Source organism: Candidatus Polarisedimenticolia bacterium, assembly GCA_035764505.1.
Classification (GTDB): domain Bacteria; phylum Acidobacteriota; class Polarisedimenticolia; order Gp22-AA2; family AA152; genus AA152.
The window spans coordinates 1-16,388 of sequence record DASTZC010000200.1; the positions used below are offsets into that span (position 1 = coordinate 1).

General features: G+C 66.7%; 16 protein-coding genes. 4 read left to right on the forward strand and 12 right to left on the reverse strand.

Features of this window, described 5'->3' with window-relative positions; translation table 11 throughout:
- Positions 1-795: putative metal-binding motif-containing protein (locus VFW45_13150; GenBank protein ID HEU5181730.1), on the forward strand; the 795-nt coding region annotated here is incomplete at its 5' end.
- A 23-nt stretch (positions 796-818) separates the two neighbouring features.
- On the opposite strand, the gene VFW45_13155 is transcribed toward VFW45_13150, so the two are convergent.
- The 8 genes from VFW45_13155 to VFW45_13190 form a co-directional block, all read right to left on the reverse strand.
- On the reverse strand, positions 819-1,688 hold the full coding sequence (locus tag VFW45_13155; GenBank protein HEU5181731.1) for an SAM-dependent methyltransferase: 870 nt from the start codon (positions 1,686-1,688) through the stop codon (positions 819-821).
- Positions 1,689-1,752: 64 nt separating this feature from the next.
- Positions 1,753-2,484, reverse strand: coding sequence for a TIGR00266 family protein (locus VFW45_13160; protein HEU5181732.1), 732 nt, complete (start codon positions 2,482-2,484; stop codon positions 1,753-1,755).
- Positions 2,481-2,729: a peroxidase gene (locus VFW45_13165; GenBank protein HEU5181733.1), complete on the reverse strand. Its 249-nt coding sequence runs from the start codon at positions 2,727-2,729 to the stop codon at positions 2,481-2,483. The genes VFW45_13160 and VFW45_13165 overlap by 4 nt, the downstream gene beginning before the upstream one ends.
- Positions 2,730-2,777: 48 nt before the next feature.
- Positions 2,778-3,059, reverse strand: a complete 282-nt coding sequence (locus tag VFW45_13170) for a hypothetical protein (GenBank protein HEU5181734.1) — start codon at positions 3,057-3,059, stop codon at positions 2,778-2,780.
- An 11-nt stretch (positions 3,060-3,070) separates the two neighbouring features.
- A complete protein-coding gene (locus tag VFW45_13175) occupies positions 3,071-3,931 on the reverse strand; it encodes an SDR family oxidoreductase (GenBank protein ID HEU5181735.1) in 861 nt (286 codons plus the stop codon).
- Positions 3,928-5,334, reverse strand: coding sequence for a M20/M25/M40 family metallo-hydrolase (locus VFW45_13180; protein ID HEU5181736.1), 1,407 nt, complete (start codon positions 5,332-5,334; stop codon positions 3,928-3,930). The genes VFW45_13175 and VFW45_13180 overlap by 4 nt, the downstream gene beginning before the upstream one ends.
- A complete protein-coding gene (locus VFW45_13185) occupies positions 5,331-7,313 on the reverse strand; it encodes a DUF885 domain-containing protein (GenBank protein HEU5181737.1) in 1,983 nt (660 codons plus the stop codon). The genes VFW45_13180 and VFW45_13185 overlap by 4 nt, the downstream gene beginning before the upstream one ends.
- Positions 7,310-7,729, reverse strand: coding sequence for an EVE domain-containing protein (locus VFW45_13190; protein HEU5181738.1), 420 nt, complete (start codon positions 7,727-7,729; stop codon positions 7,310-7,312). The genes VFW45_13185 and VFW45_13190 overlap by 4 nt, the downstream gene beginning before the upstream one ends.
- Positions 7,730-7,868: 139 nt before the next feature.
- Between VFW45_13190 and VFW45_13195 the strand changes: the two genes are divergently transcribed.
- From VFW45_13195 to VFW45_13205, 3 genes are all read left to right on the forward strand, one after another.
- Positions 7,869-9,938: a thioredoxin domain-containing protein gene (locus VFW45_13195; protein HEU5181739.1), complete on the forward strand. Its 2,070-nt coding sequence runs from the start codon at positions 7,869-7,871 to the stop codon at positions 9,936-9,938.
- Between the two features lie 7 nt (positions 9,939-9,945).
- Positions 9,946-10,365, forward strand: a complete 420-nt coding sequence (locus VFW45_13200) for a secondary thiamine-phosphate synthase enzyme YjbQ (protein ID HEU5181740.1) — start codon at positions 9,946-9,948, stop codon at positions 10,363-10,365.
- Between the two features lie 136 nt (positions 10,366-10,501).
- Positions 10,502-11,506 (forward strand): M48 family metalloprotease, encoded by a 1,005-nt coding sequence (locus VFW45_13205; protein ID HEU5181741.1) that lies wholly within the window; start codon positions 10,502-10,504, stop codon positions 11,504-11,506.
- 102 nt (positions 11,507-11,608) lie between these two features.
- Here VFW45_13205 and VFW45_13210 read toward each other — a convergent pair whose 3' ends face one another.
- The 4 genes from VFW45_13210 to VFW45_13225 all read right to left on the reverse strand — a co-directional run.
- A complete protein-coding gene (locus tag VFW45_13210) occupies positions 11,609-13,057 on the reverse strand; it encodes a hypothetical protein (GenBank protein HEU5181742.1) in 1,449 nt (482 codons plus the stop codon).
- A 23-nt stretch (positions 13,058-13,080) separates the two neighbouring features.
- Positions 13,081-13,581, reverse strand: coding sequence for a VOC family protein (locus VFW45_13215; GenBank protein HEU5181743.1), 501 nt, complete (start codon positions 13,579-13,581; stop codon positions 13,081-13,083).
- A 180-nt stretch (positions 13,582-13,761) separates the two neighbouring features.
- Entirely contained in the window at positions 13,762-14,619 is an 858-nt protein-coding gene (locus VFW45_13220; GenBank protein HEU5181744.1) for an AraC family transcriptional regulator, read from the reverse strand.
- 49 nt (positions 14,620-14,668) lie between these two features.
- A partial coding sequence (locus VFW45_13225; GenBank protein HEU5181745.1) for a MopE-related protein occupies positions 14,669-16,388 on the reverse strand: 1,720 nt, incomplete at its 5' end.

Here is a 16,388-nt window from a genome sequence, read left to right on the forward strand (position 1 = left end):
GATGAGATCGTCGACGCCGATACGGACGGCTTCACCAACTGCGGTGGAGATTGCAACGACTCCAACCCTGCCGTGCATCCCGGCGCGACGGACGTGTGCAACGGGGTCGACGACGATTGCGACAACGCGGTCGACGAAGGCATGCCCGACGCGGACGGCGATGGTTTCGATGCCTGCGCCGATTGCAACGACGCCGCGCCATCGGTTCATCCAGGCGCCGTGGAGGTCTGCAACGCGGTGGACGACAACTGCAGCGGCACGGCCGACGAAGGATTCCCGGATTCCGACGCGGACGGCTCCGCGGACTGCGCGGACTGCCAGGACTTCGATCCTTCCATCTACCCCGGCGCGGCCGAAGTCTGCAACCAGATCGATGACAACTGCAACGAGCTGATCGACGAAGGCTTCGACCAGGACGGAGATGGCTTCTCTGTTTGCAATGCCGATTGCAACGATGCCGATCCGAGTGTCTGGGACATGCCGGTCGAGGTTTTCGACCTGACGCTGACTTCCGTCATGCCGGCCGATCCATCCTGGGTCGACCTGGGTCCCTTCATCGGCCCCGGCACGGTCTACGACCTCGTTTCGGGCCCGCTCACCACCACGGCCGGCTTGAACCTGCCATCGGCTTCGTGCCTGCAGACCGGTGGCCCGAGCTCGTATCAGGATTCCCGGCCGAACCCCTTGCCCGGCGCGGGATTCTGGTACCTCGCGCGCGCCCGCAACTCGTGTGGAGTTGGAACCTATGGGTTTTCGAGCAGTGCCGTCGAGAGAGTGATTCCCGCCTGTCCGTAGATTCAAAACCAGATTCTTGCGAATCAGTCGACGCGCTCGAGCAGGACGGTGGCGCCCATGCGACGGAAGATCTCGCGGCGCTCGGGGCCGGCGAAGCGGGCCATCAGACGGAAGATCGGGGCCCAGGGCATTTCGCGCTTGAGGCGGTGGGCCTCCACCCACATGCTGCGGAACTCCACCTCCCGCCAGCCGTAAGGGCGGAAGAAGTCGGTCCCTTCGGCGGGCCCGAACTGCATGCGCGTCGCGGCGTCCTGCATGACCCGGCCGTAGACCTTCTGCAGCCTCTTGAGCAGCACGGGCGAGGCGAGATCGAGGAGCCACCAGCGCAAAGCCGGCTGCGCGTGGAGATCCTCCGCCAGCTTTGCCACCTCCTGCTCCGCGAGGTAGACGAGCAGCCCCTCGGACAGGACGAGGCCGCGCCGCAGCGGATCGCCGAGCCGTCCGAACAGCGCCCGGCGCGCCGCCCGGTTGCGCAGGTCGAGCCGCACCGCCTCACGCACGCAGTGAGGCCTCTCGCCGGATAGCTTCGGCTCCTTGTAATCGAGCATCTCGGGGAGGTCGACCTCCACCCACCGCAGTGTCGGCGGGAGGGGAAGGCGGAAGGGGCGGGTGTCCAAGCCGGCCGCGAGATTGAGCACCAGGTCGGCGCCATCGCGCTCCACGCAGCGCAGGATCAGCTCGTCGAAGACCGTCGTGCGGACGATCATCGGCCAGGCGAACGATTTCGCGCGGGGGAGGCGGCGGAGGATCTCCTCGCCGCGCGCGCCGGCGAGGAGCCGGGCGTAGGGATCGCGGAAGTGGGCGTCGGGGCGATCCGATTCCATCGCCCGGTACATGGCCACCCAGCGGGCCGTGTCGGTGATGCTCTCGAGGACGGGACGGGAAGGACTCATCGTTCCCTCCGGCGCTCAAAGAGAGGCGCGCCAAAGGGCGCGCCGGTTCCGTCAGGGCGGTTCTTCAGTCGCCGCGCAGGATGTTCCCCAGGATGCCGCTGGCGGCGTTGCCTCCTCCTCCGCCGCTCCGCCCGGGAATCCTCGGGATGAGCCACGACAGGAAGGCCTGGGTGGAGCGGGTCTGCATGTAGAGATCGCCGGCGCCGCGGAACTCGCAGACCAGCCCCTCGCCCGACAGCAGCGTCGACTTCCAGCCCCCCACGCGCCGCACGTCGAACGACAGGCCTTCGGTGAAGGCGACCACGTGGCCGGTGTCGCACAGGTAGCTGCGGCTGCCGTCGAGGGACACCTTGTGGATGGCGCCGTAGGAGCAGAGGATGATCGGTCCCGTCCCGGAGGCGCGCAGCAGGAACAGTCCTTCCGAGCCGAAGAAGGTCTTCGCACCGCCCCACTTGAGGTCCAGGTTCAGGTTCGGCGCGCCGGCCAGGAACGATCCCGACTGCACGTAGAGGGTGCCGCCGGTCATCTGCAGCGTTCCGATGTCGCCGGGGAGCGACGGGGCCAGCGTGATCTCGCCCGGGGCTCCTTTGGAGGTGAAGGTGTTGGCGAACAGCGTCTCGCCCCCCAGGACCGATCGGGTGATCGCCCCCAAGACGCCCCCCTTCATGGCGGTCTCGACGGTCATGTTGGAGCTCATGCTCACCATGGCTCCCGCCTCCGCCTGGATCGATTCTTCCGGGTTGAGCTTGACGATAGCGAGGGAATACGCAGGCTGGTACTTGATCTCGATGTTCATCTCGTGTCTTCCCCCCGGCCGACCCCCAAAGCGTCGGCCACACGGTTGATGTAATTGAACCAGGACGCAATCAACGTTATCTGCAGAATGCCGCGGTCATCGAAGCCCACCTCGCGCAGCCGATCCAGGTCGGCGGGTGCCACGCGGGTGGCGTCGCGGCTCAGCTTGACCGAGAAATCGAGCATGGCGCGGTCGGCCGGCTCCAGCGGCGCACGTGTGTAATCCTCACTCAGGGCCTTGGCCATCGATTCGTCCAGCGTGACGCGACGCAGAAACTCTGCGTGCGAGTCGATTCAATAGACGCACCGGTTGGCGGCTGATACCACCGTGGCGATCATCTCGTGCTGCCGCCGACTGAGCGGCAGCGCCGGCGACGTCAGGACGCCGAAGGTGGCGAAGGCGTGCCGCAGGGCTTCCGGGATCAGCGAGTGCGATGCCACGATCCCGGAGACGCCGTCGGCGGTCGGGTGCACCGGCGTGCCGTACTCGGCTGGGTACAAGGAGCGCTGGAATTCCACGGCCTGCTTGAGGGAATCGTCGGATAGCTCGAAAGGGACGGTGCGAATCCAGGTCATCGCGGCACCTCTCAGGTGAGGGCGGAGCGGTAATCGCGCGCGAAGCGATCGAAGGTGGTCGCGCGCCGCCCGAGGATCTGCTGGACCGAACCCAGCACGTCGGAGGCCAATCCGTCGTTCTCGTAGCGCTGCAGCTCGACCAGCGCGTCGATCAGCCAGGCCGGGTAGCCCTGCCGGGCCAGCTCGCCGGAGAGCGCATCTCCCGGCACGTTCACATAGGAAATCTTACGGCCGGTGGCGACCGACAGGCTGTTGGCCACCTGATGATAGCTCAACGACTCGGGGCCGCTGAGATCGTAGGCCCGACCTTCGTGCCCCGGGTCGGTGAGCACCCTCACGGCAACCTCGGCGATGTCGCGCACGTCGATTAGGCTCGATTTCGACTGACCGGCAGCCAGGGTGAAGGTGCTCCGGCTCCGGATCGACTCGCCATGGTAGGTGACGAAGTTCTGCATGAAGCCGTTGGGGCGCAGGAAAGTGTAGGGAATGCCGGAGGCCTCCACCCGCTTCTCCCCGGCGCGGTGCCAGCGGGCGAAGGAGTAACCCTCCTCCGAGGCGCGCCACACCGACAGCTTGACCAGCCGCTCGACGCCGGCCGCGACGGCCTGGGCGATCACGGAGGACTCCATCTCCACCAGGCGCTCGGAGACGGGACCGATCAGGATGAGCGCGGAGATCTCCTGCAGCGCCTCGACCAGGGTCGCGGGCTGGTCGTAGTCGATCCGCACGGCGTCGATCTCCCCGCGGCGCGCCGCGGCTGCCTTCTCCTCGGAATGATAGGCGGCCTTGAAGGGCACTCCGGCGGCGCCCAGAGATTTGACCACCTGCGTCCCGACGGTCCCGCTTGCCCCCGTCACCAGCACCCGGCTCATTTCGCGGTCTCCAGGACGACGCGCAGGAGCATCTCCTGCCCCAGCGCGAAGGCGTCGACGGCGACTTTCTCGTCCTTGGCGTGCATCGTTTTGAGCTCCTCCTCCTGGATGGGGGAAGGGAGCAGCCCGTAGGCGATCATGCCGCGCTTACGCAGGCCCTGGGAGTCGGTCCCGCCGGGGGACATGTAGGGAACCACCGGCGCGCCCGGGTACATCTTCGCGGCGACCTTGCGGATGGCTTCGAACAGCGGCGATGCCGTCGAGGAGGCGGACGCCGGAGGCGGGAACTCCATCGCCGGAGCCACGGTGACATCCGGATCGCCGATGGTGCGCTGCAGCATCTCCTGAAGCTTTGCGAGGTCGGTCCCGGGAAGCAGCCGGCAATTCAGGTTGCCCGTGGCCTCTGCGGGGATGACATTTTCCTTGTAACCGGCCTTGAGCATCGTCGGGGTGCAGGTGTTCCTCAGAACGGCGCCGAAATTCGGGTTCTTCGACAGCGCTTCGAAGCAGGCTTTGCCGGAGTTTTCCTCGAGCTTGCCCGCGCAGGCGGCCTGCTCGCCGGGCAGGCGCGACGCGATGCCCGAGAAGAAGGCGCGGGTCACGTCGTTCATCTCCACCGGAAACTCGATCTTCGAGACGCGATCCAGGGCCAGGACCAGGTGGTCCACGGGATTGTTCGCGGAGGGGATGGAGGAATGTCCGGCGACGCCGTGCGCCGTGATCGTGAAGTCCTGGTAGATTTTCTCGGTGGTCTGCACCGCGACGTAGAGCACCTTCCGATCGGGTCCCCAGAAGACGTAGCCGCCTTCATTGAGCACCAGCTCGGCGTCGAACAGCTCCGGCTGCTTCTTGAGCAGCGAGTCCATCCCGTTTGCGCCGCCCGTTTCTTCATCCGCTTCCGCCAGGAAGACGACGTCGCGAGACAGCTTCGCATGACTGCGGGCCAGCTCCAGCATCACCTGGAGCTCGGCGGCCGCCATTCCCTTGTCATCCAGCGTCCCGCGCCCCCATAGGTAGCCGTCCTTCTCGACAGCGCCGAAGGGATCGACGCTCCACCGGCTGGCTTCCACCGGCACCACGTCGATGTGGGCCATGATCAGGAGCGGCCGCTTCGATCCGTTCCCGCGGATGCGCGCGACCAGGGAGCCGCGTCCCGGCGCCGCTTCGAAGCGCTGCGCCTCCACGCCCGCCTCGCGCAGCTTTCCGGCCATGTAGTCGGCGACGCGAATCTCGTTGCCGGGGGGATTCGAGGTGTCGACCCGGACGATCGCTTTGAGGTGCTCGAGGCCTTCCCGGGCCGCACGGGCGTAGTCAGGCTCGGCCGCGAAGCAGGTCCGGATGGCGGGGGGCGCAAGCGACACGAAGGCGAGTGTCAGGACCAGCCTTCCGATGCGCCGGCTCATTTCCCCGCCGCCTGGCTGAGGACCCGCTCCTTGAAATAGCCGGGGGGAACGGTTCCCTGGGACAGCACCAGCTCGTGGAACCGCTTGTCGTCGTAGCGGTCGCCCAGCCGCTTGCGCGCTTCGTCGCGCAGCTCCTGGATCGCCAGCTTGCCGAGATGGTAGGTCACCGCCTGGGTGGGCCACTTCGAATAACGATAGATGGCGCGGCGCGCAGTGGCGCAGGAGGCGCGCCGGATGTCGTCGCTCTCGGGGGCTCTGCAGGCTCCCGGAAGGAAGTCGACGTTCTCGGTGTAATAGTCGATCGCCTGATCGAAGGTCAGCTTTCTGGTGTGCAGCCCCGTGTCCAAATGGACGCGGGCGTCTCGCAGGAGCTGTCCCTGGTAAGCGTAGAGCTTTTCCTCGGGAGTGTAGAACCCCTCCGGGGCGTCCTTCTGCGGCTCCGCCATCAGCGCCTCGGCGTACAGCCCCCAGCCTTCGGCGGCCGGCGAGTCCTCCCACATCGAGCTGGAATCCTCCACGGCCCCGGGGGTCAGCCAGCGGATCGGCGAGATAGCATCGCGCCGGGAATTGAGGAACTGGTAATACCAATCATGTCCTGGGAACCCCTCGTGGGCGCAGAGATCGGCCATGGCGTGCAGGTTGTTTTCCTTCAGCCGGCCGACGTCGCCGCCGGTCGGCGTGAGAAAGAAGCGGCCGATTCCCGTCGTCTTGAAGGGGGGAGCGGGATAGTAGGCGGCATCCACGCTGTCCACCAGGACCGCGGGCGTCTCGACGATCTCCAGCTTGTAGTCGGCGGGCAGGTCGAACATCCCCTTGGAGCGTCCGTAGGCCACCAGCTCCATCGCCTTGGCGCGGTAGGCCGTGAACATCTCGGCGTCGCTCTTGGGGTAGTCCTCCGACAGGGCGTCCATCACGTGCCGCACGGAGGCGTGCGCCTTGGCCGCGTCGCCCCATTCCAGCTTCAGCCCGAGTTTTTCCGCCACCGCGCGCGCCGTGGCCACCATCAGGTCCTGGGTGTCCCGCACCTTCTGGTCGCCGTAGCCGAACAGCTCCTCGGCCTTGCGATCGATCTTGAGGTTGTTGCGCAGCGCCCAGTCGTACTCGACCTGTCCCAGCGCAAAGGTGTCGGGAAGGTAGTCCTCGCGGAACGTCTCCTTCGCGTCGTCCGGCGACTTCAGGAAGATCTGGCCGAGGGTCTCGGCGAAATCGCCGTAGGCGTCGCCGGCCGCCAGGGCCAGCGGCGTGAGGTCGTTCAAGGTGCTGTCGCGATACGGCTGCTGCGACAGGTAGGCTCTCGCCTGATCCAGGAGGCGGTTGCGGAAATACTCGGCGTTGGACTTGGCAGCCTTGATCCCGTCCAGGCTCACCATGCGCCGGTCGGGCCGGTTGCCGGCGGAGACACCCTCCCGCAGGTTCTGGATCGCCGCATCCAGGTAGTCGGGCACCCGTTCGAGCCGCTGGGAGAGTGCGCCCCACTCCGCTTGCGTCCCGTAATTCCCGTTGCCCAGGTCGGTCATCTGCTGGATCTGCCAGTCCACGGCACGGAAAGGTCCCGTGGTGTAGGTGTCCAGCGCCCGCTGGTAGTAGCGGCGCTCCAGCGTCTGGTGCAGCAGAAAGCGCAGCTGGGCCTGCATCACCTGGTAGTCGATCTCATCGTCGGCGGAGAGAACCTTCGTGTCGACTTGCTTGAGTCCATCCTGGATCTTCTTGTAGAACGCCATCTCGTCGCGCCGTCCGAGCTCGGTATAGTCCTTGAGGTTTCGCGAGCAGGCGGCAAGCTCCTTGTCGGCTCCGTCGGCCCCCAGATAGGTGCAGGTCTCCGGGTTGTTCTTCAGGAAGCCGATGAAATACTCGTGGCGGAGCTTCTGGAAATCAGAGATCTGCGGCTTGGCGCGGCAGGCTGCGCAGAGCGTGAGCAGGAGCACGGACGCGGCCAGGCAAGCATCCATGCGGCGCACGCCGGGGCGTTGGCGGTTCATGCCTCTCCACCGGACATCTTCATCAGGATGTTCCAGTGCTCGCGGCTCACCGGGCTGACCGAGAGCCGCGAGATGCGCAGCAGCTCCAGCGACTTCAGCTTCGGGTTGCGCTTGATCTCCGCGAGCGGCACGGGATGATCCAGCGGCCGGACCGGCTCCAGGTCGACCACCGTCAGGTTCGAGTCCTTCGCGGCGGGATCCGGGTAGGGCGCTCCGACGATGCGCGCGATCCCCACCGCCGATTTCTCCTTGCCGGTGTGGTAGACAAGGGCCAGATCGCCGGCGCGGGCGCTGCGCAGGTATTTCAGGGCGAGGGGGTTCCGGACGCCGCTCCAGGTGTCGCGCTTCTTGTTCTGCAGATCGCCGAAGGAATACTCCGAAGGCTCGGTCTTCAGGATCCACCGCTGGATGGGCATGGCCGGTCATTCTGCGGGAGGCCCAGGGGCCTGTCAACCGTCTGCGGGACCTGCCCGGAGTTTGGCAGCCCGCCGGCAAATTGACTAGAATCGCCCCGAAAATCACTCATGACCTAGGGACAACGCGAAGGGGATCCGAATGGAATCGCCGAAGCGGGAGAACCGGCTCGCCAGGGAGACCAGCCCCTACCTGCTGCAGCACAAGCACAATCCGGTCGACTGGTATGCCTGGGGGGAGGAAGCCCTGGAGCGCTCCCGCCGCGAGGACCTTCCCATCCTCCTGTCGATCGGCTATTCCGCCTGCCATTGGTGCCACGTCATGGAGCGCGAGTCGTTCGAGGACGAGGCCACGGCGCGGGTGATGAACGACAGCTTCGTCTGCATCAAGGTGGATCGGGAGGAGCGTCCCGACCTGGATATGATTTATATGAACGCCGTCCAGATCATGACCGGCTCGGGAGGCTGGCCCCTCAACGTCTTCCTGACGCCGGAGCTCAAGCCCTTCTACGGCGGCACCTATTTCCCGCCCGACGAGCGCCACGGCATGCCCTCCTTCCGCGCCGTCCTGGAGCGCGTGGCCCGGGCCTACCGCGATCAGCGCGGCAAGGTCGATGCCAGCGGCGAGCAGATCCTTTCCTATGTCGACCAGATGTCGAAGGTCTCCGCCTCGCACGAGATGCTCACCGACGACCTGCTGCTCGCGGCGCTGCAGGATTTCAAGGTCCGCTTCGACGAGCGCTTCGGGGGCTGGGGCGGGTCTCCCAAGTTTCCCAACGCGGCCGGGATCGGGCTGCTGTTCCGGATCTACCGCCGGCTGCACAGCCCCGAGGCGCTGCGCATGGCGGAGCATACGCTGGAGAAGATGGCGCTCGGGGGCATCTATGATCAGATAGGCGGAGGGTTCCACCGTTACGCCACCGACTCCCGCTGGCTGGTGCCTCACTTCGAGAAGATGCTCTACGACAATGCGCTGCTGGTGCCGGCGTACCTGGAAGGCTTCCAGATCTCGGGCAATCCGCTGTTCGCCCGCATCGCCCGCGAGACGCTCGACTATGTCCTGCGGGATATGACGTCTTCCGAAGGCGGCTTCACCAGCGCCGAGGATGCCGACAGCGAAGGGGAGGAGGGAAAGTTTTATGTCTTCACTCCGGAGGAGATCCAGACGGTTGTGGGAGCGGAGGCGGCGCGGGCTGTTTGCGGGCTGCACGACGTGCGCTCGGGCGGCAACTGGGAAGGGAAATCGATCCTGAACGTTCCGCGACCGGCCGAGGAGGTGGCGCGCGAGCTGGGGATTGCGCCGGAGAGGCTCGAGGCAATCGTCGCGGAAGCGAAGCCGAAGCTGCTTGCCCAACGCGCGAAGCGGGTCCGTCCTTTGCGCGACGACAAGATCCTGACCTCCTGGAACGGCCTGATGATTTCCGCCTTCGCGCGCGGCTATCAGGTCCTGGGCGAAGCGCGCTATCTGGAGGCTGCCCGGCGCGCCGCCCGCTTCCTCCTTACCACGATGCGCAGCGGCGAGGGAGAGCTGCTCCGGACCTTCCGCCTGGGGCAGGCGAGGCTGGGCGGCTGCCTCGATGATTACGCCTTTACGGCCGCGGCACTGCTCGATCTCTACGAGAGCGATTTCGATCCGGCCTGGGTTCGCGAGGCGCGCGCCTTGATGGACCGGGCGCTGGAGCGCTTCTGGGACAAGGAGGATGGCGCCTTCTTCTTCACTCCGGCGGAGCAGAGCGATCTGGTCCTGCGCAGCAAGACCGGCTACGACGGGGCGGTGCCGGCGGGCAACTCGGTGGCGGCTTTGGCGCTGCTGCGCCTGAAAGGGCTCACCGGCGAGGAGTCGTACGCCGACAAGGCGGTCGCGATCCTGCGCGCCTACCGGCTGCCGATGGAGCAGATGCCGGCGGCTTTCAACGCCCTCATGGCGGCACTCGATTTCTACCTCGACGGCGGGCGCGAGGTGGCCATCGTGGGGCGCGGCCCGGAGGACGGGCGGCCTTTCATCGAGGCGGTCCGCCGGAGCTTCCAGCCCAACAAGGTGGTCGCCGCGGCCTCGGAGGCGGATCTGGCCGAAGCCGAGAAGGTCATCCCGCTGCTCTCGGGAAAGGTTGCGATGGGAGGAAGACCCACGGGCTACGTCTGCGAGCATTTTCATTGCAAGGCGCCGGCGACCGACGTGGAGATGTTCGCCAGGATGCTGGCGGGGAGCTGAGGAGACGATGGGAGTCGCGCGGCACGAGGTCCGGATCGATACGGAACGGAAGACGCAGGTCATCAACGTCACGGACGAGGTGGTCGGCGCCTGCGCGCGCCTCGGGATCTCCGAGGGGATCCTGCACGTCGGGGTGCGCCACACCACCTGCGCGCTGTGCGTCAACGAGGACGAGGAAGGCCTGAGGCACGACTTCGAGCGGCTGGGCGAGACGCTGCTGAATCCGTTTCGCGGCAAGGACGGCTACCGCCACGATCGCATCGACGACAACGCCCAGGCCCACCTGACCTCGGTCCTGATGGGGAATTCGGTCACGCTGTCGATCAAGCAGGGCAAGCCGGTCCTGGGAACCTGGCAGTGCATCCTGCTGCTGGAGATGGACGGCCCGCGACCGCGCATGCTCGACCTGACCGCGGTCGGGGAATGAGAAGGTGCAGCGCCGCCGGGGGGTCTCCCGCCACGGGGGGCACCGGGTGTAAGATGATGAGGAATCGGCAAACAAAGCAGGGGAAAGGGAGGTTGGCATGGCGAGGTGTCGAAGCGCGGCTTGGATGGCGGTTGGATTGACGTTGGGTCTCGGGAGCGCCTCGATCGCGGCCGACAAGACTGACAAGGTCAAGCTGGATGGGTACCTGGATTGCAAGAAAGGGGAGGACCTCATCGTCGACGGCCAGCGGGTCCATCCCGACTCCAAGACCAAGTTCCAGGGGGGAGGGAAAGCGACGAGCGTCGCGACGATCCCCGTCGGGTATCAGGTCAAGGTGAAGGGGGTGCGCCAGCCCGCGGGCCTGATCCTGGCGACGGAGATCGAGGCGAGCCGCAACGGCGTCAGCAACACCGAAAAGGAGATCCTGGCAGGCAGCGATCAGGCGGAGAAGGCCTGGGTCGGGGCCGGCGCGATCGTCGAGCCCGGTCCCGACGGCAAAGAGCAGAGCATGGGAAAGCTCATCACCAGCGGCCCGCAGGTCGACCGCTGCCGGGCCATCGTGGACAAGCTCCTGCCCGAGTACGTCGACCCGAAGAAAGTGCGGGTGTACGTGGTGGAGAATCCGGAATGGAACGCGATGGCAATGCCCAATTTTTCCATCTATGTCTTCAGCGGTCTGATGGCGGACCTGGACGACAACGAGATGGCAATCGTTCTCGGTCATGAGCTCACGCACGCCACCTATGAGCACAGCCGGCGGCAGGCCACCAAGAGCCAGTACACGAGCATCGCCGGACAGGCCGCGATGCTGGGGTCCGAGTACGTCAAGAACCCGCTCGCCAAAGGCGCGGCGCAACAGGCCACCAAGCTCGGCGTCACCACCTTCGGCAATGCCTTCAGCCGCGAATACGAGGATCAGGCCGACCGAGTGGGGTTGCGCTACGTCTTCGAGGGGGGATACGACTACACCAAGGGGCCGGCCCTCTGGCGGCGGTTCGCTGCGAAGTACGGGGATCAGAGCAAGATTGAGAATTTCTTCTTCGGAGATCATTCCCTGAGCATGAAGCGGGCCGCGGCGCTGGAAAAACTGATCGCCACCTACCACCCGGAGACGGACACGGTACCGGCCGAAAAGAAGTAGGTAGCGGCGCTTCTGGATCACCACCGGGCCGGCGACGGCCCGGTTTTTTTGTCGGCCAAGGCGGAGGAAAAAGGCAGAGGGACTGGGAGTCGAGACCCGGTTTCAGTTCGGCAGACGCGACAGGATTTCCTGGAAGCGAGGGTCCCCGGCCAGGGTCGCCAGGTCGGCGTCCGACTCGTAAGCCTTGCGATTGCCGAAGCCCACGGCGACGGCCTGGGCCATCGCGGACAGCGCGTCGTCCTCGCGCCCCAGGCGGGCGTAGCCGCAAGCGAGATTGAAGTAAGCGACACCGCGCGTCCCCGCCCCCGGAGGAATTCCCAGCTCGAACGCCTTCTCGTAGGACTTGATTCCTTCTTCGTTGCGTCCTTCCATGAGCTGGGCCATGCCGAGCTGGCCATAGATCTGCGAGTTGTTCGCCCCGGCGCCGATCGCCCGCGTCAACCACTCCACGGCCTGCCCGTACTGCTGCTGCGCGAGCCGGGACATCCCCATTCCGACGAACACGCCGGGCTCGCTCGCGCCCAGCGCCACCGCCTTCTCGTAGGCGGCCGCCGCTTCGTCCGTCCGGTGCAGGCTGCCCAGGGCGCGGCCGTACAGCGTGTAAGCCAGCGAATCCTCCGGATGGGCCTGGATCCACGGAGCGATCCGATCCACGAGCTTCTGGGGATCGTTCGCGAAGGTGGCGGCCGCAATGGTCCGCTCCTCGGAGGGGCGCCAGGACGGCTGGGGGACCGGCTCGAGATTCGCTTTCCAGAAGGCAATGGTCTGCTGGATGATCCGCCGCGCGTCGTCATTGTCGGAGACGGCATCGAAGGCGTGCGGCAGGTTGCTCGCGAAGAGCAGGGACCAGGGAGCCTTCGCCTCGACGACCCTTCCCCACAGGCCCGGCAGCGCGGCCCCCGTCCCGGCGAGGTCGCCCTGCGGGAAGATGAGCAGGACTGGCAGGTCCGCCCGGATGCGCCCCTCCGGGACACCTCCGTAGAACAGCGCCGCGGCCCGGATGCCCGGGGACGGGTTCTCGCCGATCAAGTACGCGTAGGCGCTGCCCACGTTTGCTGAAGCGGCATAGAGTCCCAGGCGCGTGCCGTCCACGCCGTACTCCGCGCCGCGCCTCGACAGGAAGTCGAATACGCCGTGCAGGCAATCCGGGATGCGCGCCGCGTCGGCATCCATCGAGACTCCGATCAATCCGTGAGCCGCGACCAGGCGAGGCCAGGTCCGGTAGATCTCCCAGCGCTTGAGCCGATCTCCAGGGCGATCTCCAATGCCGTTGACGAAGACCACGGCCGGAAGCTTTCCTCCCGGTCGGGAACCGGGGGGAGCGTAGAGGTCGATCGTCAGTGCGTCCTTGCCTTCGCCGAGATAGACCACGCCTTCGCGGACCTTGACCTTGTTCGTGGCCGGCACGTCATACACGACGCCCCACCTCCGCGCGTCGAGCGGCGAGCGCGGCGCGGGCGCGGCTCCGCCCTGGGCGCGAGCTTCGAGTGCGGCAAGCAGGAGGATCGCGAGCATCATTCTCCACGGGTTTGGGACGCTGGTCTGGCTCATGGAAAGGGCTCCCGTGGCAGCAGCTAGCGCTGCAGGATTTGAATGAGATTGCCGGCGTTGTCACGGATGATTGCGTTCGCCCTCTGGTTGGGCTGCGCTGGAAAAGGCCCGAAAGCGACCGGCACGCCGCGACCCGCGAGCTTCTCCAGCGTCTTGCCGAGATCCTTCACGAGCACCCCGACCTTGAACAGGCCATGGCACAGCGCGGGGTCGGTCGTCCCGCATCCTGCCGGCACCGCGCTGTCTTGATGCACCAGCTCCACGATGAGTCCTCCCCCCTCCAGGACCCTGACGGAGACTCCGCCGGAGGGCGGGGAGCTCAAGACCGTCTTGAGGCCGAGCTTTTCCGAATACCACCGGGAGCTGGCGTCGAGATCGGCCACCGAAAGCGCGAGCAGCGTGCCGTCGATCGCGAGGATGGCCGGATCGGCCCGATCGGGGGATTGTCCGCGGGCGGTCAGAGAAAGCAGCGACGTGCATGCCAGGAAGCAACCGATCGTGATTCTACGGACGAGACGATTCATCAGGTTCTCCGAAGTTGGCTGAATAGAACGACGCAGGCGCTTCGACCCACCGGCTGCGGTCCAGGACCAGTTCGACGCACCGCCAAGCTCCCTGGAGAGCTGCTCCCCAGACGGCGATATCCAAAGCTAGAGGGTAGGGCGGAAGCCTGTATTGGACGGGAGTAGCTTGATTGTGCGGTTCTAGCGTCCCCGCAGGCGCAGCCGGTAGGCTCCCGGGGTCATGTGGAGGTGTCGCTTGAAGACGCGGGTGAAGTGGGCCTGGTCCGAAAAGCCGGAGCATTCGGATACCTGGGACAGCGGCAGGTCGTCCTCGGCCAGCAGTCGTGCCGCATGCTCGATTCGCAGGCCGCGCACGAATTGACCCATGGATACGCCGAATTTCTGGCGGAAGGCCCGGGCCAGATGCGTGGGGTGCACTCCCACTTCGGCGGCCAGCTCGCCCAGCGTGAGCGGATCCAGGAAGTTGGCGCGAAGATAGTCTTCCGCGCGTGCGATCCAGCCCCGCCGCGCCCGATCCTCGGGGGGCCGCGATGCCCGCGCCAGGGTCGCCAACAGCTCCAGTCCCAGCCCGTGGAGCGCCAGCGAAGATGCATCGTCGGCCAGGCGGACCTCCAGGTACATTCGCGCCGCCGTGGCGGCGGCCGCTCCGCCTTTCAGCTGAAGCGGGCGATCGAAGGCCCGCCTCGCCTCCGCGGAGAAATCGTCGCGCAACGCCGGTATCTCGATGCCGAGCCATCGCACCTCGCGCGAGCCCAGCCGCTCCACGTGCAGGACCCCCCGTGGAATGATATTGAGGCAGCCGGGCTGGACGCTCCAGGTCTGGGGGCCAATCTCCGCCGATCCCCGTCCGCTGATCAGAAAGCCGATGCAGTCGTAATCGTGGGAATGTTTCGGGTTCATGCGCCGTCCGGACACCTGGCGTTCACGACATTCGAAGCCGCCAATCGAGATGGAGCGCAGCGTCGTGGAGAGAACGGACGATGGGGTCCGATCGTGGGGATGCTTGCGGCCATGGGAAAGCTCGTGGAGGCTCGTCACTCAGGCTCCGATCCGAAGGTGCGAGCCAGCTTACCATGACCTTCTCAGGTCAAGGGCAGGAGACGATGCCGGAGTCGCGGGGGGCGCTTCCGTAGGTTCCCGTGCCGCAGGAATTCCGGGCGCGGGCGAGGTACCAGTAGGCGAAGCCGGGAGCGGGGTCGTTGCGCGGATCGGTCAGCGATTCAGGACCGCCGGAGGACAGGCAGTCCGCGCCGCCGAAGGTCATCCCGGTGCCGGGTCCGAGACCGCCCGACGCGAGGTCGAAGACGGTCCCGGGCCCCGATGCTGTGTCCTGGTTGTCCCAGGACAGGAGCGTACCCGCACCGGACGCGAGCGCCAGGTTGGTGACCGCAGCCGGAGCGGCCCACGCCCCGGCGTCGCTGTCGTCGCAATCCCCGCCGCATGAAGTACGGCCGTCGGCATCCACGTCGAATCCCTCGTCGATCCCGCCGGCGCAATTGTCGTCGATTCCGTTGCATACCTCCGGCGCTCCCGGGTGGATCGCCGGGTTCGAGTCGTTGCAGTCATTGCCGCAGCCGTTGTAGCCGTCGCCGTCGTTGTCGGCGCTCTGCCCGAGCGCGTAGCGCCCGCCGGTATTCCGATACGAATCCCCGAAGCCTCCCCAGACGAGCATGAACCCGGACGCCCAGAGGGCCGTGTGCTCGTGCCTGCCGGCGGGCGCGCCGGCGGCGGCGACCGCGGACCAGAGATCGGTGGAGGGGTTGTAGCGCGCTCCATTGTTCTGGTAGGCCGTCCCGGTATAGCCGCCCCAGAGAATGATCGTGCTGCCGGCCGCCACCGCGGAATGTCCCGTGCGCTGGGTCGGCGTGCCGAACACCGAGGTGATCGCCCAGGTGTTGGATCCGGGGTTGTAGCGGCTCCCCGAGTTGAGCATCGAGGTGCCGTTGGTCCCGCCCCAGACGACGATGACGCTGCCGTTCCAGGTGGCGGTATGGAAGTAGCGCGCGGCCGCCAGGCCGGTCCCGGTAGAGGTTGCCAGAAGCCAGGTGTCGTTCGATGGGAGGTACTGGGCGCCCGTCGAAAGGGCGCCGCTGCCGTCACGACCGCCCCAGACCACCATCAGCGCGCCGGTCCAGGTGGCGGTATGGTCGCGCCGTGCCGTGGGAGCGCCGGTGGATGAGACGGGCGTCCAGGAGTTGGTTGTCGGATTGTAACGGGCGCCGTTGCCGAGGACGGCGGTGAAATCGGAAGTGCCGCCCCAGACCACCATCAGTGCGCCGCTCCAGATGGCCGAATGCCCGGTGCGCGCCGAGGGAGCGCCGGTCATGGTCACGCTGCTCCAGGAGTCGGCATTCGGATCGTAGCGCCCACCGGTCCCGAGCGTGGCGGCGCCGTCGGTGCCGCCCCAGATCACCATTACGCTTCCGGTCCAGACGGCCGTGTGTCCGCTGCGCGCCACGGGGGCGCCACTCATCGTGACCGGGGACCAGGCATCAGCGGTCGGGTCGTAGCGCCCGCCGCTCCCGACGACTCCCGAGCCGTCCCTGCCTCCCCAGACGATCATCTGGTTCCCGGTCCAGACGGCGCTGTGCGCCGAGCGCGGCGCGGGGCCGGGACCCATCGAGACGGCGGTCCAGGTGCCCGCAGCGGCGGGATCGAAGCGTCCGCCGCTGTTGAGATAGCTTCCGGTGCCGCTGCTGCCGCCCCAGACGATCATCTTCGAGCCGGTCCATACCGCGGAGTGATTGCGCCGTCCCGAGGGAGGGCCGCTCGCGCTCCAGCTCGACCAGAGATCGCCGGCGGGATCG

Excerpts from the sequence above, each read along its gene's own strand:
- VFW45_13155 (HEU5181731.1), bottom strand. The coding sequence starts at position 1,688 with ATGAGTCCTTCCCGTCCCGTCCTCGAGAGCATCACCGACACGGCCCGC.
- VFW45_13160 (HEU5181732.1), bottom strand. The coding sequence starts at position 2,484 with ATGAACATCGAGATCAAGTACCAGCCTGCGTATTCCCTCGCTATCGTC.
- VFW45_13165 (HEU5181733.1), bottom strand. The coding sequence starts at position 2,729 with ATGGCCAAGGCCCTGAGTGAGGATTACACACGTGCGCCGCTGGAGCCG.
- VFW45_13170 (HEU5181734.1), bottom strand. The coding sequence starts at position 3,059 with ATGACCTGGATTCGCACCGTCCCTTTCGAGCTATCCGACGATTCCCTC.
- VFW45_13175 (HEU5181735.1), bottom strand. The coding sequence starts at position 3,931 with ATGAGCCGGGTGCTGGTGACGGGGGCAAGCGGGACCGTCGGGACGCAG.
- VFW45_13180 (HEU5181736.1), bottom strand. The coding sequence starts at position 5,334 with ATGAGCCGGCGCATCGGAAGGCTGGTCCTGACACTCGCCTTCGTGTCG.
- VFW45_13185 (HEU5181737.1), bottom strand. The coding sequence starts at position 7,313 with ATGAACCGCCAACGCCCCGGCGTGCGCCGCATGGATGCTTGCCTGGCC.
- VFW45_13190 (HEU5181738.1), bottom strand. The coding sequence starts at position 7,729 with ATGCCCATCCAGCGGTGGATCCTGAAGACCGAGCCTTCGGAGTATTCC.
- VFW45_13195 (HEU5181739.1), top strand. The coding sequence starts at position 7,869 with ATGGAATCGCCGAAGCGGGAGAACCGGCTCGCCAGGGAGACCAGCCCC.
- VFW45_13200 (HEU5181740.1), top strand. The coding sequence starts at position 9,946 with ATGGGAGTCGCGCGGCACGAGGTCCGGATCGATACGGAACGGAAGACG.
- VFW45_13210 (HEU5181742.1), bottom strand. The coding sequence starts at position 13,057 with ATGAGCCAGACCAGCGTCCCAAACCCGTGGAGAATGATGCTCGCGATC.
- VFW45_13215 (HEU5181743.1), bottom strand. The coding sequence starts at position 13,581 with ATGAATCGTCTCGTCCGTAGAATCACGATCGGTTGCTTCCTGGCATGC.